General features: G+C 65.3%; 11 protein-coding genes. 7 read left to right on the forward strand and 4 right to left on the reverse strand.

The window, feature by feature from the left end; all coding sequences use genetic code 11:
* Positions 1 to 109: 109 nt before the first annotated feature.
* Entirely contained in the window at positions 110 to 1,627 is a 1,518-nt protein-coding gene (locus XI03_RS13505) for a glycosyltransferase family 39 protein (RefSeq protein WP_442869718.1), read from the reverse strand.
* 402 nt (positions 1,628 to 2,029) lie between these two features.
* On the opposite strand from XI03_RS13505, the gene XI03_RS13510 reads away from it, so the two are divergent.
* The 4 genes from XI03_RS13510 (at position 2,030) to XI03_RS13525 (ending at position 6,017) form a co-directional block, all read left to right on the forward strand.
* Positions 2,030 to 3,763, forward strand: coding sequence for an adenylate/guanylate cyclase domain-containing protein (locus tag XI03_RS13510; protein WP_152103527.1), 1,734 nt, complete (start codon positions 2,030 to 2,032; stop codon positions 3,761 to 3,763).
* Between the two features lie 323 nt (positions 3,764 to 4,086).
* Complete coding sequence (gene sorA / locus XI03_RS13515) at positions 4,087 to 5,286, forward strand: SorA family sulfite dehydrogenase catalytic subunit (protein ID WP_271592396.1); 1,200 nt, start codon at positions 4,087 to 4,089, stop codon at positions 5,284 to 5,286.
* A 13-nt stretch (positions 5,287 to 5,299) separates the two neighbouring features.
* Positions 5,300 to 5,608 carry a SorB family sulfite dehydrogenase c-type cytochrome subunit gene (gene sorB / locus XI03_RS13520; RefSeq protein ID WP_271592397.1) on the forward strand — a complete coding sequence of 103 codons (309 nt, stop codon included), beginning with the start codon at positions 5,300 to 5,302 and terminating at the stop codon, positions 5,606 to 5,608.
* A gap of 208 nt (positions 5,609 to 5,816) precedes the next feature.
* Positions 5,817 to 6,017, forward strand: a complete 201-nt coding sequence (locus XI03_RS13525; protein WP_008134691.1) for a cold-shock protein — start codon at positions 5,817 to 5,819, stop codon at positions 6,015 to 6,017.
* A 170-nt stretch (positions 6,018 to 6,187) separates the two neighbouring features.
* Here the strand turns inward: XI03_RS13525 and XI03_RS13530 are convergent, their stop codons facing one another.
* Positions 6,188 to 6,649, reverse strand: a complete 462-nt coding sequence (locus XI03_RS13530; RefSeq protein ID WP_018317238.1) for an Lrp/AsnC ligand binding domain-containing protein — start codon at positions 6,647 to 6,649, stop codon at positions 6,188 to 6,190.
* A 114-nt stretch (positions 6,650 to 6,763) separates the two neighbouring features.
* Here XI03_RS13530 and putA point away from each other — a divergent pair, with 114 nt between their 5' ends.
* The 3 genes from putA (at position 6,764) to XI03_RS13545 (ending at position 12,072) form a co-directional block, all read left to right on the forward strand.
* Positions 6,764 to 9,775 (forward strand): bifunctional proline dehydrogenase/L-glutamate gamma-semialdehyde dehydrogenase PutA, encoded by a 3,012-nt coding sequence (gene putA, locus XI03_RS13535; protein ID WP_271592398.1) that lies wholly within the window; start codon positions 6,764 to 6,766, stop codon positions 9,773 to 9,775.
* 116 nt (positions 9,776 to 9,891) lie between these two features.
* Positions 9,892 to 11,097 carry a CaiB/BaiF CoA transferase family protein gene (locus tag XI03_RS13540; protein WP_271592399.1) on the forward strand — a complete coding sequence of 402 codons (1,206 nt, stop codon included), beginning with the start codon at positions 9,892 to 9,894 and terminating at the stop codon, positions 11,095 to 11,097.
* Positions 11,098 to 11,424: 327 nt separating this feature from the next.
* Complete coding sequence (locus tag XI03_RS13545; RefSeq protein ID WP_271592400.1) at positions 11,425 to 12,072, forward strand: glutathione S-transferase family protein; 648 nt, start codon at positions 11,425 to 11,427, stop codon at positions 12,070 to 12,072.
* Positions 12,073 to 12,142: 70 nt separating this feature from the next.
* On the opposite strand, the gene XI03_RS13550 is transcribed toward XI03_RS13545, so the two are convergent.
* Complete coding sequence (locus tag XI03_RS13550; protein ID WP_271592401.1) at positions 12,143 to 12,307, reverse strand: hypothetical protein; 165 nt, start codon at positions 12,305 to 12,307, stop codon at positions 12,143 to 12,145.
* 25 nt (positions 12,308 to 12,332) lie between these two features.
* Positions 12,333 to 13,844, reverse strand: coding sequence for a hypothetical protein (locus XI03_RS13555; protein WP_271592402.1), 1,512 nt, complete (start codon positions 13,842 to 13,844; stop codon positions 12,333 to 12,335).
* Positions 13,845 to 13,877: the final 33 nt, after the last annotated feature.

The raw sequence follows: 13,877 nt of genomic DNA on the forward strand, positions 1-13,877 counted from the left end.
TCGCCTCTCCCCGCGTGCGGGGAGAGGCCGGAGCGCATCGCCAGATGCGATCCGGGTGAGGGGGACTATCCGCGAGTTCAACTGTCACCTCCCCCGCGGAGAGTCCCCCTCACCCCAACCCTCTCCCCGCAAGCGGGGAGAGGGAGAGGAAAGCCAGCACCTTCCACCAAAACAGCGGCGAATCCTTCGACGGCGACAGCTCGGGGGTCCAGCCGGTGAGCTTTTCGATCACATAGGTGTCCGCGAGAACACCGCGCCAGCGACGTTCGACTTCGCCGAGCGGCTCGCGCTTGGCTGGGATATTCTCCCATAGCAAGGAACGATCGTCTGGCTCGCGGCCGACATAGATGCCGGCATGGCCCTTGATCCGGTCCAGGCCGGGATCGCGGAAATCCTGGAAGCGGCCGCGCTCGTTGATCTCGATGACGGGCACGCGGCCCCTGAACAGCCAGCGCATCATCGCGTAGGTGCGATAGTCCGTGGTGGCGATCCAGGTCGCGCCGGTCTCCTCGAGCGCGGCCTGCGCCCGCGCGGCGACCTGCTCATAGCCGGCCTCGGCGCCGATCGGATCGATCCTGCCGAGGAGATTCCAGGGCGCTGCGACGTAATAGAGGAACACGATGACGACGAAGGCGATGCCCGAGCCGACGGCTGTCTTGGCCCAGAACACCGACGATCTCAGCATACGGGCCGACCAATCCTCCTTCGCCATCGCCGCGAGGTTCACGGCGGCCGCGGCGAAACCGACCGGCCACATGAACATCGGCCAGGTGTCGCCGACCCGAAGCGTGGTCGACTTCGCGAGGAAATAGAGAAACGGCACCAGCACCGCCGTCGACAAGAGAATTCCAACGGGCTCGCGCGCGCGATAGCCGCGCCATGCCGTCAGCACCAGCCCGGTCAGCACTACCGGCAGCATGACGAAGCCGACCAGGCCGAACTGCAGGCCGATAAAGTCACCGATGGTCCGCAGCGAGATGCCGTAATTGGCGGTGGCGCGTACGCCCTGGAAACGAAACGAGGCCCAATCGTGCTGCGCATTCCAGACCAGCACCGGCGAAAACACGGCTATTGCGACCAGCACCGCGAGATAAGGGTAAGGACTGCGCAGCCAGCGCCAACGCCAATCCGGCACCAGCAGAAAGGCGGCAACCGCCGGCGCGAACATGATGGCGGTGAATTTCGACAGCATCGAGAGGCCGGCGAACAACCCGGCCGCAAGCCACCAGCGTCCGTCGCCGCTTTGCGCGAGCCGCACCAGCGACCATATCATTGCCACCGCAAACGGGATCATGGCGACATCGGGCGCGACCTTGGCCATCAACAGGCCGTAATAGAGCGCGGCTTCCGGCATCAGCACCGCGAACAATACGGCGCGCACATCATGGGTGAGGCGGCGGACGACGTCGGCAAGCAGGAGCTGCGTCACCAGCATCGCGACGATGCCGCCGAAACGGACCCCGAGCGTGGTGTCGCCGAAGATCGCGGTTCCGAAACGGATCAGCCAGGCGATGCCCGGGGGGTGATCGAGGAAGCTGAGCGCGCCCTCCTTCGACCAGGTCCAGTAATAGGCCTCGTCGGTGCGCAGCTCGATCGCGCCGGCGTAGACGATGCGCAGCAGCGTCATCGCGGCGATGACGAGCACGGCAACACGGATGAGACGGCGTTCGGCGCCGTCTGGCTTCACAGAGATGTCGGGAGCGATCGTCACGGCCGCGCTTTTCCCCAACTTGGGAGGGGGAGTCAATGTGGGTCGGCCCAACATAGGTGTCGTCCCGGGCAAGCGAAGCGCAGACCCGGGACCCATAACCACAGGGAGGGATTATGGCACGAGCTGGTAACCACGAGTCTTCGCCAAACCCGACCCTGTGGTTATGGGTCCCGGATCGGCGCGCGCTTAGGGCGCGCTTGTCCGGGACGACGGCGGAGTGTGAGGCGCCTTCCCGGGCATGTGATCCCCGAACCTGTCCACATCGGGAATTAACCGCTACGCTGGCTGTTCTCCTTCATGAACTGATACAACCGAATCATGGCCACCGCTGCTGCATCCATCTCCGAACTCGTCCGCGGGACCAGCGTGCGGCAGGTGCGGCTCGTCTGCGGCGTGATCCTGTTCTGTTATGTGATCAGCCATTTCCTCAACCATGCGCTCGGCAATATTTCGGTCGAGGCCATGGAGGCCGGGGTCTACTACCACACCGTCTTCTGGCAGTTCCTCCCCGTCTCGATCGTGTTCTACACCGCCGCGCTCACGCATATGGGGCTCGGCATCTATGCGCTGTATCAGCGCCGGCAGTTCCGCTGGCGGACGATCGAGCCGCTTCAGCTCGTGCTGGGCCTCAGCATCCCCGCGCTGATCATGGGGCACGTGGTCGGGGTGCGGCTCGGCTACACGCTGTACGATCACCAGAAGCTCTATCCGCAGGAGCTCTATCTGTTCTTCGTCGCGGCGCCGGGCCGGCTCTGGCAGATGACGATCCTGCTTCTCATTGCCTGGGTGCACGGCTGCATCGGGATTTATTTCTGGCTCCGCCTCAAGCCGTTCTTCACGCGCGCCGCGCCCTATCTGCTCGCCGCCGCGGTGCTGGTCCCGACATTGTCGCTGCTCGGCATCTACCAGGGCGGCCGCAGCGTCGCGATCGAGGCCGATGACGGGGAATGGCGCACGCACAATCTCACGCGACGCCAGGTCGGCACGGTCGCGGAAGGCAACACGCTCGATCGCATCACCGGCGCCTTCACCGTCACCTATTTTGGGCTGCTGGGCCTGGCGCTGGCGGCACGCGGCGTGCGGGCCTGGCGCGAGCGGCGCGGCGGCATGATCGCGTTGTCCTACGGCAACGGCAAGACGGTGCGGGTTCCCAAGGGTCTCTCCGTGCTGGAAGCGAGCCTGCGCCATAATCTGCCGCATGCCAGCGTCTGCGGCGGCCGCGCCCGCTGCTCGACCTGCCGCATCCGCGTCATCGGCGATCATGGCGTCCTGCCCGAGCCGTCGCAGCGCGAGGCCTTCGTGCTCACCCGCGTCGGCACCAACGACCCCTCGATCAGGCTGGCCTGCCAGCTGCGGCCGACGTCGGATCTGTCCTTCTTCCAGCTCTTCACCCCGCAAACGTCGTCGGCCAACGCGCAGGCCTCGGCGCCGGCGAGAATCGGCCAGGAGCGCTATCTCGTCAGCCTGTTCGTGGACATGCGCGGCTCGACCCAGCTCGCCGAGAAGCGGCTGCCGTTCGATACCGTCTTCATCGTCAACCGCTTCCTCGGCGCTGTGTCGCAGGCCGTGATCGAGAATGGCGGCCAGCCGAACCAGTTCGTCGGCGACGGCATGCTGGCGCTGTTCGGACTCACGGCCGATCCGCAAACCGCCTGCCGGCAGGCGCTGAAGGCTGCCAGCGGCATCGCCACCCATATCGACGAACTGAACGAGCTGCTGAGCCACGATCTTCGCCAGCCGATCCGCTTCGGCATCGGCATTCACGGCGGCGAGGTCATCATCGGCGACATCGGCTATCGCGATCACATCGTCTTCACGGCGCTGGGCGATGCCGTCAACGTTGCCGCCCGCCTGCAGGACATGACCAAGACGCTGGCCTGCGAGGCGATCGTCTCGGACGAAATCCGCGGCACCGCGGGCCTCGCCGACGATACGCTGCCGCAACAGGAGGTCGCGATCCGCGGCCGCGACGAGCCGATGGCCGTGCGCGTCGTCGCGGATGCGCGGGAGCTGGCAGCCCTGGTCGATCGAAGCGAGCGCGTCGCGGCCTGATGTTCGCCTCTCCCCGCCTGCGGGGAGAGGCCGACGCAGGCAGCGCGGCGGGTGAGGGGGACTCTCCGCGAGTCCAACTGCTTTTTCCCTCGCGGAGACTCCCCCCCACCCCAACCCTCTCGCCGCAAGCGGGACGAGGGAGCACACCGCCGCCGCGGTGAGAACTTGGCCACATGCATGTCTCCGTAACACCGGCCTGCTGCAACGCAGCGGCATGGGCCTGCTGCGAAAGCACGAATTGACTTCGTTCAAATCGTTGCGACAGATGAGCGCGGCTCGCGGTGATGACCGCAGGCCAACGAAAAGCTCCGGGAGGGGACCAGATGTTCGATCGCCGCGACCTGCTCAAAGGAGCGGGGCTTGCCGCCATGGCGGCCACACTGAATGCCACCAGGGCGTCGGCACTCGACACCGTGACCCTGCCCTTCGCCAATGGCGAACGGCCGCTGGTGAAATACCCGCAGAAGCGGCCGATGATCGGCCTGACCAGCCGGCCGCCGCAGCTCGAGACGCCGTTCGCGATCTTCAACGACGGCCCGATCACGCCGAACAATGCGTTCTTCGTCCGCTATCACCTCTCGGACCTGCCCTACAATCTCGACCCCGACAAGTTCACGCTGGAGGTCAAGGGCAAGGTCGACAAGCCGCTGAAACTTTCACTGAAGGACATCAGGAAGATGAAGGCGACCGAGATCGTCGCCGTCAACCAGTGCTCCGGCAACAGCCGCGGCTTCTTCGAGCCGCGCGTCGCCGGCGGCCAGCTCGCCAACGGCGCCATGGGCAATGCGCGCTGGCGCGGCGTGCCGTTGAAGGCGGTGCTGGAGATGGCCGGCGTGCAGAGCGGCGCCAGGCAGGTCACCTTCAACGGCATGGACGGGCCGGTCAGCGACAAGACGCCTGACTTCGTCAAGGCACTCGACATCGCTCACGCCAGTGACGGCGAGGTGATGCTGGCCTATGGCATGAACGGCGAGGATTTGCCGTTCCTCAACGGCTTTCCGCTGCGCCTGATCGTGCCCGGCTATTACGGCACCTACTGGGTCAAGCACCTCAACGAGATCACCGTCATCGACAACGTCTATGACGGCTTCTGGATGAAGTCCGCCTATCGCATTCCCGATACGCCTGATAACGCGATCGAGCCCGGCACCGCACCGAAGGCGACGATCCCGATCAACCGTTTCACCATCCGCTCCTTCATCACCAGCATCCCCGATGGCGCCAAGCTGAAGGCGGGAGCTGTGACCCTGCGCGGCATCGCCTTCGACGGCGGCAAGGGCATCAAGGAGGTCCAGGTCTCCACCGACGGCGGCAAGACCTGGGTGAGCGCCAAGCTCGGCAAGGATCTCGGCAAATATTCGTTCCGCGAATGGAAGCTGCCGGTGAAGCTTGCGGCGGGAAGCGTTGAGCTCAAGGTGCGCGCCACCGGCAATGGCGGCGAGACGCAGCCGGACACGCCGCGCTGGAACCCGGCGGGATACTTGCGCAACGTCGTCGAAACCGTCCGCGTCACCGTGGCCTGAAAGGAGAATGACCATGCAGCGCACTGCTCTCCTCGCCGTCACGCTCGCCCTCGCCACCGGCCTGACGGCCGTGACCGCGGCGCCCGTCAACTACCAGCTTCCGGACGAGGTCGCCGTTTTCAAGGCGGGGCCCAATCTCGAAATCGTCCAGGCCAATTGCAGCGCCTGCCACTCGGCCGACTACGTCAAGACGCAGCCGCCGATGAAGGACAAGAAGGGCTTCTGGCAGGCCGAGGTGACCAAGATGATCAAGGTCTATGGCGCACCGATCGACGATGCGGATGTCGGCAAGATCGTCGATTACCTGGCCGCGACGTACTGACGGACAGCGCGCAGCACGCCGGCCATTTGACCGCGAAACGGGCAAAACCGGCAAAAACGCCGCGAAGTTGAGCGGAATTCGGCGAAAGGCCGATGTGGTTTGAGCTACCAAGCCGGCCACATTCCGCGTATCCTGTTAGGACCGAACCGGCCGGTTGGCGGGGACTGGCGGTTCGAGATCTCGGAGGAAGACCCGCGGAGAAGTCGTGATGGCTAAAGGTACGGTCAAGTGGTTCAACCCGACGAAGGGTTATGGATTTATCCAGCCTGCGTCGGGCGGCAAGGATGTGTTCGTGCATATCTCGGCAGTGCAGAAAGCCGGTCTGTCGTCCCTGAACGAAGGACAGACGGTGGAATACGAAGAGATCGCAAACCGGGGCAAGACCTCCGCAGAGAACCTCAAAGTATAAGCCCGCCAGCTTTTGCTGCCTCCCGGATCGATCCGGGAGCCGGGCCAAGAAAATTTTAGAAGACGGCCAGTGCATTCGACGACAGGCGTTGCGACTGCACACGGAGAGCTATTTTCCCGCGAGGACCGCTCGTTCAACGCCTCAGCAATGACAATCGCGACGGCACTTCGTCAGCCCACCGGTAACGGTGCGTCGCGCTTGATCTCCTCCATCACCGCATAGGTCCGCGTCTCGCGCACGCCCGGCATCGACAGCAGGGTCTCGCCGAGGAAGCGTCGATACGCCGCCATGTCCGCGAGCCGCGCCTTCACAAGATAGTCGAAGCCGCCGGCAACCATGTGACACTCCAGAACTTCAGGCGCCAGTTTCACCGCGCGCGCAAAACGTTCGAAATTGTCCGGCGTGGTCTTGTCGAGCAGCACCTCGACGAACACCAACAGACCGAGGCCGAGCCGGTGCGGGTTGAGCCGCGCGCCATAGCCTTCGACAAAGCCCTCCCGCTGCAAGCGCTTCAGCCGCTCGCCGATCGAGGTTGGCGACAACCCGATGCGCTCGGCGAGTTCGACATTGGCGATGCGCCCATCCTCCTGCAAAATCGAGAGGATCTTCCGGTCGATTCGATCGAGTTCCATGTTTAATCAGGCCAAGCTGCTTCTTGTCTTCATTTTCTAAGGCAAATTGGTTAGATTGTCTATCGAACTACGGTCACGCGGGCCTTATCCTGGATTTTAGCCACAGGACACGCCATGCCGAACATCCCGCCGCCCTTCACCGCCCCCTACGCGCCCGATGATGCCGAGATCGCCGCGCGCCTGTTGCCGGCATCGCATCTGTCCGCGCTACAGGAGGCCCGGATCGACCGCACCGCGACCCGGCTGATCGAGGCGATCCGCAAGCGCGACGACCGGCTTGCAGGTAGTCTTGGCGGGGTCGAGGACATGCTGCGGGAGTTCGCGCTCTCGACCAAGGAGGGGCTGGCGCTGATGGTGCTGGCGGAGGCCCTGCTGCGCGTGCCGGACGCGCGCACCGCCGACCAGTTCATCGAGGACAAGCTCGGCGAGGGCGACTTCATCCACCACGAGACCAAGTCCACGGCCTTCCTGGTCAACGCCTCGGCCTGGGCGCTCGGCCTGTCGGCGCGGGTGATCCAGCCCGGCGAGACGCCCGACGGCACCATCGGCCGTCTGGTGAAGCGGCTGGGCGCACCTGCGGTGCGCACCGCGACGCGTCAGGCGATGCGGCTGATGGGCAGTCATTTCGTGCTGGGCGAGACCATCGAGCAGGCGCTGGAGCGGGGCAAGCCGCGCTCCGGCCAGAAGCCGCGCTATTCCTTCGACATGCTCGGCGAAGGCGCGCGCACGGCCGCCGATGCCAGGCGTTATTTCGATGCCTATGCGAGTGCGATCGAGACGATCGGCAAGGCTGCGGGCAGCAATCCCCTGCCCGACCGGCCCGGCATCTCGGTCAAGCTCTCGGCGCTGCATCCGCGCTTCGAGGCGATCAGCCGCGACCGCGTGATGGCCGAGTTGGTGCCGCTGCTGCTCGACCTCGCGCGGCGCGCCAAAGCGCATAACCTCAACTTCACCGTCGATGCCGAAGAGGCAGACCGGCTCGAGCTGTCGCTCGAAATGATCGCCGCAACGCTCGCCGATCCCTCGCTGAGAGGTTGGGACGGATTTGGCCTCGCGATCCAGGCCTATCAGAAGCGCGCCAGCGCGGTGGTCGATTACGTCGACGCGCTCGCCCGCGCGCATGACCGCAGGCTGATGGTGCGGCTCGTCAAGGGGGCCTATTGGGACACCGAGATCAAGCGCGCGCAGGAACGCGGGCTCGACGGCTATCCCGTGTTCACGCGCAAGGCGATGACCGATCTGAACTACGTCGCCTGTGCGACGAAGCTTTTGAGTCTTCGGCCGCGCATCTTTCCGCAATTCGCCACCCACAACGCGCTGACCGTCGCCACCGTGCTGGAGCTTGCCGGGAAGAGCGGCGGATTCGAATTCCAGCGCCTCCACGGCATGGGCGAAGCGCTCTACGAGCAGCTCGCCAAGGATCATCCTGATATCGCTTACCGCACCTATGCGCCGGTCGGTAGCCACCGCGATTTGCTGGCGTATCTTGTGCGTCGCTTGCTGGAGAACGGCGCCAACTCGTCGTTCGTGGCGCAGGCCGCCGATTATCGCGTTCCGGTGCCGGCGCTGTTGCAGCGACCGGCGGACGCCATCGTCCGGCCGCAAGCGGCGGCGCATCCCAAAATCCCGTTGCCCGGTGATCTCTACGCGCCGGAGCGGCGCAATTCGCGCGGCGTCGAGTTCGGCGCACGCGTCGCGCTCGATCATTTGCTCGCTGACGTCAAAGCCGCAGCGACCGAGCTCGAGCCGATTGCGGATGCCACGCCGGATCAAGCCAATGCGGCAGTGACTGCCGCGCGTGTCGGCTTTGCGGCCTGGAGCCGGACACCTGCGGCCACGCGCGCGGCGGCGCTGGAGCAGGCCGCGCATCTCCTGGAGAGCCGCAGCGCCCGCTTCATCGCGCTGCTGCAAATCGAAGGCGGCAAGACGCTCGACGATTCGCTGTCGGAGCTGCGCGAGGCCGCCGATTTCTGCCGCTATTATGCCGCAGAGGGCCGCAAGCTGTTCGGCGTTGATGCGGCAATGCCAGGCCCGACCGGCGAAAGCAACGCGCTCGCGATGCGTGGCCGCGGCGTCTTCGTTGCGATCTCGCCGTGGAATTTTCCGCTGGCGATTTTCCTCGGCCAGGTCACGGCGGCGCTGATGGCTGGCAACAGCGTGGTGGCAAAGGCCGCCGAGCAGACGCCGCGCATCGCGCGCGAGGCCGTGGCCCTGCTGCACGAGGCCGGCATCCCGAACGATGCGCTGCATCTCGTTGTCGGCGACGGCCGTATCGGTGCCGCCCTGACCGCGCACGCTGATATCGCGGGCGTCGTCTTCACCGGCTCGACCGAGGTCGCCCGCAACATCAACCGGACGCTCGCCGCCAAGGATGGGCCGATCGTGCCGCTGATCGCGGAGACCGGCGGCATCAACGCCATGATCGCGGATGCCACCGCGCTGCCCGAGCAGGTCGCCGACGACGTCGTGACCTCCGCGTTCCGCTCCACCGGCCAGCGCTGCTCGGCGCTGCGGCTCTTGTTCGTGCAGGAGGACGTCGCCGACCGCATGATCGAGATGATCGCGGGCGCGGCACGCGAGTTGAAGATCGGCGATCCCCGTGACGTCGCGACCCATGTCGGCCCGGTGATCGACATGGAGGCCAAGCAACGCCTCGATGCGCATATCGCACGGATGAAGACCGAGGCGAAACTGCACTTTGCCGGGACGGCGCCGCAAGGCTGCTTCGTTGCGCCGCACATCTTCGAGCTCGGCGACGCCGGCCAGCTCACCGAGGAGGTGTTCGGCCCGATCCTGCACGTCGTGCGCTACCGTGCCGAAAACCTCGAACGCGTGCTGCAGGCGATCGAGCGCACCGGCTACGGCCTCACGCTCGGCGTCCATTCCCGCATCGACGACACCATCGAGGCCATCATCGACCGCGTGCAGGTCGGCAACATCTACGTCAACCGCAACATGATCGGCGCCGTGGTCGGCGTGCAGCCGTTCGGCGGCAACGGCCTGTCCGGAACCGGTCCCAAGGCCGGCGGCCCGCACTACCTCGCGCGCTTCGCGACCGAGCAGACCGTGACGATCAACACGGCCGCAGCCGGCGGCAACGCGGCGTTGCTTGCGGGGGAGGAGTGAGGCCCTGCGCCTGATGCCGTTGCATCCCGGCAAAACATCGGTCTAATGCTCTCACGATCTGGCCCGCGCCAATTCCAGCGCGCGGGAAACGACAAGAGCGAGGGAGCAACGCCGCGATGGAAAAAGGCATCTTTTCAGGCCTGAAGGTTCTGGACTGCGCGAGCTTCATCGCAGCGCCCGCGGCGGCGACCGTGCTGTCGGATTTCGGCGCCGACGTCATCAAGATCGAGCCGCCCGGCGCCGGGGATCCCTATCGCAATCTGCCGAATTTGCCCGGCTATCCGACCGGCGAGCACAATTTCGCCTGGCTGCTGGAGGCCCGCAACAAGAAGAGCATCGCGCTCGACCTCGCCAAGCCCGAGGCGCAGGCCGTGCTCTACAAGCTCGTGGAAGAGGCCGACGTCTTCATCACCAACATGCCGCCGCCGGTGCGCGCCAAGCTCGGCATCACCCATGATCACCTCGCCCATCTCAACGACCGGCTGATCTACGCCTCCTTCACCGGCTATGGCGAGAAGGGCGAAGAGGCCAACAAGCCCGGCTTCGACAGCAATGCCTATTGGGCGCGCTCGGGCCTGATGGACCTGGTCCGTGCCGACATCGACACCACCCCGGCCCGCTCGGTCGCCGGCATGGGCGACCACCCCTGCGCCATGGCGTTCTACGGCGCCATCGTCACCGCGCTCTATCAGCGCGAGAAGACCGGCAAGGGCTCGCACGTCGCCTCCAATCTGATGGCGAACGGGGTGTGGGCCGCGAGCGTGCTGGCGCAGGCAAAACTCTGCGGCGCCAAGTTCGGCGAGCGGCGTCCGCGTGAGCGCGCGCTGAACGCAGTCGCCAACCACTATCAATGCAGGGACGGCCGCTGGCTGATCCTGTCGCTGCTGAGCGAGGAGAAGCAGTTTCCGACGCTGGCGAAGTGCCTCGGGCGCGAAGACCTCATCAGCGATCCGCGCTTTGCCACCAAACCCGACCGTCACGCCCGCTCGGTGGAGCTGATCAAGATCTTCGACGAGACTTTCGCGACCAGGGATCTTGCCGATTGGCGCAAGATTCTCGACGGCAACGGCCTCGTGTTCGGCATCGTCGGCATTCTCGACGACATCCCCAACGACAAGCAGATGCTCGACAACGAGGTGCTGGTGCCGTTCGAGAACGACACCATGCTGACCATCTCCAGCCCGATCTGGATCGACGGCACCAAGAAGGTCCAGCCGCGCAAGCCGCCCGCTGTCGGCGAGCACAGTGACGAGATTTTGCGCGAGGCGGGATACGACGAGACTGCGATCAAGCAGCTGAGGGGTTCGGGAGCGGTAGGCTAGGAGCGCACTCACACTCCGCCGTCGTCCCCGGGGCGCGCAAGCGCAAGCCCGGGACCCATAACCACAGGGAGTGGTTGTGGGCGCGACTGGTCACTCCGAGTCTTCGCCAAACCACGGCCTGTGGCTATGGGTCCCGGATCTTCGCTTCGCTCGTCCGGGACGACAGCGGGCAGACAGCCCGTCTTCACGACCTCCGTCATTGCGAGCGCAGCGAAGCAATCCAGAGTATCTCCGCTGATGCATTGCTGGATTGCTTCGCTACGCTCGCAATGACGATACCGGGCGATCTCGCTATAAACTACCGGCAAAACCACGCCGCGAGGTCCCATGCCCAGTTACCGCCTGCACTACTTCCCCGAATCCGGCAACAGCTACAAGCTGGCACTGATGCTGACGCTTTGCGGCGAGAGGTTCGAGCCGGTCTGGACCGATTTCGGCGGCGGCGTCACGCGCACGGCAGAATGGCGCAAGGCCGTCAACGAGATGGGCGAAATCCCGGTGCTCGAAGTCGATGGGCTGAAGATGACGCAGACTGCGCCGCTCCTCTTGAAGCTCGCCGAGCAGTACGGCCGCTTCGGCGCCGACACGGAGGAAGAGAAGTTCGAGCTGCTGCGCTGGCTGTTCTGGGACAACCACAAGCTCACCGGCTACATGGCGACCTATCGCTTCATGCGGGCCTTCACCGAGAAGAACGATCCGCAAGTGCTGAAACACTTTCGCCGCCGGCTCGAGGACTTCCTCGGCATCCTGGACGGGCATCTTCAGCACAACGCCTTCGCGATCGGCACTAGGCCGACCGTCGCCGACATCTCGATGATGGCCTATCTGCATTATCCGAGCGACGAGCACGGCTTCGATTTCGCCACGAGCCATCCTGCCATCCACGCCTGGCGCGGCCGCATGGCCGCACTGCCCGGCTGGAAGCCGGCGTACGAGCTGCTGCCGGGCAAGCGGATGACGAATTACGCGACGTGAGGGTGCGAGCACTGAACCCTCAGCCCCGTCATGGCCGGGCTTGTCCCGGCCATGACGAAAGAGAGCGCAGCTACCGCAGCGACAGCCAGCCGAGCGTGAACAGGATGCCACCGACGATAACGGCCATCGCGATCGCCCAGATGCTGACGCGGGTGCTGCCGGTGACCTGCTTGACTTCCTCATTGCGCGCGATCTCGCGATTGCGCTCCTTGTTGGCATCGCCAGTATTCGTCATGAATCATCCAAATCGCTTTGCGGGCTCAACGCGTCTTGATGAAGCACATGCCGATGCGGCGCGAGGCCGGGGCAGCCTGACAGGTGAGACCGTTAGCACAGCTCCATGACGTAAAACTCTCATCTCGCGTTCCCGATCCCGCATCTTGCAGGGAACAATGCGCGCCCCAGCCGTCCTGATACTCGCTCCCGGCGAGCTCCCGGCTGCCGCGGGTCTGCGGCCGGCTGGCAAATCCGCGTGAGAAATCAGGGCGTCTGCCTGCGGCGAACGCGGTCAGGATGTCGCGGCGGCGGGGCTGGTCGCCGAGAAAGTGGGGCGAGGCCGGTACGATGCTCGCATTGGACGGCCTGTCCGCCAGCCAATCGACGCCCGGAAAGTGAAAGCCGCCGATGCCGCGAGTCTGGTGGCAGCCTGAACAGGTGACGTCGTTGAGCCGGCGCTGGAAGCCCGCGACCGAGCGGATGTTCTGCATGTCGCCGCGCGCGGCCGCCTGCTTCAACGCACCGACCACGTCGTTATCGGTGAAGACCGCTTTGCCCTCCCCCTCAGCCTGCATCATGCCGAATTCCGGCTGCAGCGCCGAAGCATCGAGGCCGGCCGGCGTCGGCACCACCGCACTCCTTGCCAGGAATTTCTCGGGGATCAGCACGGTGCCGCGATCGAACTCGCGAAGATGCTCGGGTGCGAACAGCCAATCCTTGAAGTCGCGCCGAAGCGCCTCGTCCGCCATGATCCGGTCGCGGTCGACCTGGTTCTCCAGCGTCGATTCCTCGAAGGCCTTCGTGGCGGAATTGTACTTGAACACCTTGAGCAGATAGTCGGAGCGGAAGTCATGCAGCGCCGACTTGGCCGCGACCGAGAGCTGGATGTTGGTCTCGATGCGATCGAGCATGGCGTCGTCTCGACTGCCGATCAGCTCCTGCCAGTTGCCGTCGTCGAGCCAGCGCCGCGCGAGTTCGGCGCAATTGATCGGTTTGCCGTTCGCGTCCATCTGGCGCGCATCGCGCGCCTTCATCACCAGATTGAGCGTCATCGGCAGCCGCGTCGCGGTTGTGCCGTCGAAGCGCGCCAGCCGATAGATCAGGCGGATCTCGCCGCAGGACTCCTCCGAGGCGTAGGCGCGGTCCATGCGGTTGACGATGCCGGCCAGCACGAAGCGCGTGTCGCGCGATTTCAGCACGGCCCGATCGAACAGCTGCACGTCAAAGCCCTCGCCGACGCCGATGGTCTCGCTCGGATAGGCCGCCCTCTGCCCTGTGATGTAGCGCTCGAACTCCGCATCGATCGCCGGCGGAATGTCCTTGAGCTGGGACAGCTCTGAAAACAGCCGGTCGGTCGTCAGCGGACCATTCGCTTTGCGCTCCGGCGCCAACAGGCGCTGGAGCGTGAGAGCGTCGCCGTCGTCGAGCTTGCGCAGCAGATCGGGATCGGTGATGGCGGTGCCGCGCGTCAGCGACGGGGTCTGCGCGGCCGACAGCGCGGCAGTACCGCCGAACAACACGGCGGCAACAAGGAAAATTCGCAACGCGCGGCTCATGCCTGAGGTAACACCGCGGCGGTCCGCCTATTC

Source organism: Bradyrhizobium sp. CCBAU 65884, assembly GCF_028128835.1.
Taxonomy (GTDB): domain Bacteria; phylum Pseudomonadota; class Alphaproteobacteria; order Rhizobiales; family Xanthobacteraceae; genus Bradyrhizobium; species Bradyrhizobium ottawaense.

Coding starts and splice junctions, on each gene's coding strand:
- XI03_RS13505 (WP_442869718.1), bottom strand. CDS start 1,627: ATGACGCTGCTGCGCATCGTCTACGCCGGCGCGATCGAGCTGCGCACC.
- XI03_RS13510 (WP_152103527.1), top strand. CDS start 2,030: ATGGCCACCGCTGCTGCATCCATCTCCGAACTCGTCCGCGGGACCAGC.
- sorA (WP_271592396.1), top strand. CDS start 4,087: ATGTTCGATCGCCGCGACCTGCTCAAAGGAGCGGGGCTTGCCGCCATG.
- sorB (WP_271592397.1), top strand. CDS start 5,300: ATGCAGCGCACTGCTCTCCTCGCCGTCACGCTCGCCCTCGCCACCGGC.
- XI03_RS13525 (WP_008134691.1), top strand. CDS start 5,817: ATGGCTAAAGGTACGGTCAAGTGGTTCAACCCGACGAAGGGTTATGGA.
- XI03_RS13530 (WP_018317238.1), bottom strand. CDS start 6,649: ATGGAACTCGATCGAATCGACCGGAAGATCCTCTCGATTTTGCAGGAG.
- putA (WP_271592398.1), top strand. CDS start 6,764: ATGCCGAACATCCCGCCGCCCTTCACCGCCCCCTACGCGCCCGATGAT.
- XI03_RS13540 (WP_271592399.1), top strand. CDS start 9,892: ATGGAAAAAGGCATCTTTTCAGGCCTGAAGGTTCTGGACTGCGCGAGC.
- XI03_RS13545 (WP_271592400.1), top strand. CDS start 11,425: ATGCCCAGTTACCGCCTGCACTACTTCCCCGAATCCGGCAACAGCTAC.
- XI03_RS13550 (WP_271592401.1), bottom strand. CDS start 12,307: ATGACGAATACTGGCGATGCCAACAAGGAGCGCAATCGCGAGATCGCG.
- XI03_RS13555 (WP_271592402.1), bottom strand. CDS start 13,844: ATGAGCCGCGCGTTGCGAATTTTCCTTGTTGCCGCCGTGTTGTTCGGC.